Below are 434 nucleotides of genomic sequence, written 5' to 3'. Positions count from 1 at the left end.
CCTCCATAAAGGCATAAACATGGATACCTTTAAAGACCGCCTGGCTTTCTTATGGAAAGATGAAGCCCGCCAAGCCAAGATCGCCGCCGACATTGATATGACCATCGCCGGATTCAGCCGTATCTGGAACGAAGGCGGCCTGCCGAAATCGGAAACGCTAAAAAAAATCAAACAACTTAAAGGCTGTAGCATAGACTGGCTTTTGACAGGCGAAGGTTCTCCCTTCCCCGATTCCGAAGCCCCAAAAGCCACAGCAACCGACACACTGGGCAACCCTGTCGATATAGACGAATTTGTCTTCGTACCGCGTTACGACATCCAAGCAGCGGCCGGACACGGCCAGCTCGTCGGCGATGAACAGCCCATGTTCGCCATGGCGTTCCGACGCTATTGGATAGAAAATTATGTGACGCGCGACATCAAAAACCTTTCCG

Annotated in this window: 1 pseudogene; it reads left to right on the top strand. The window is 51.8% G+C overall.

Going from position 1 to position 434, the window contains the following annotated elements:
• Window positions 1–19: 19 nt before the first annotated feature.
• Window positions 20–434, top strand: a pseudogene (locus tag ACTHTY_RS12145) (helix-turn-helix transcriptional regulator); the annotation flags it as partial.

Origin of the sequence: Neisseria sp. P0019.S002, assembly GCF_051957155.1 — a bacterium.
Lineage (GTDB): Bacteria > Pseudomonadota > Gammaproteobacteria > Burkholderiales > Neisseriaceae > Neisseria > Neisseria perflava.
The sequence above is the reverse complement of the archived record's forward strand: the minus strand, read 5'-3'. Positions and strand labels throughout refer to the sequence as shown.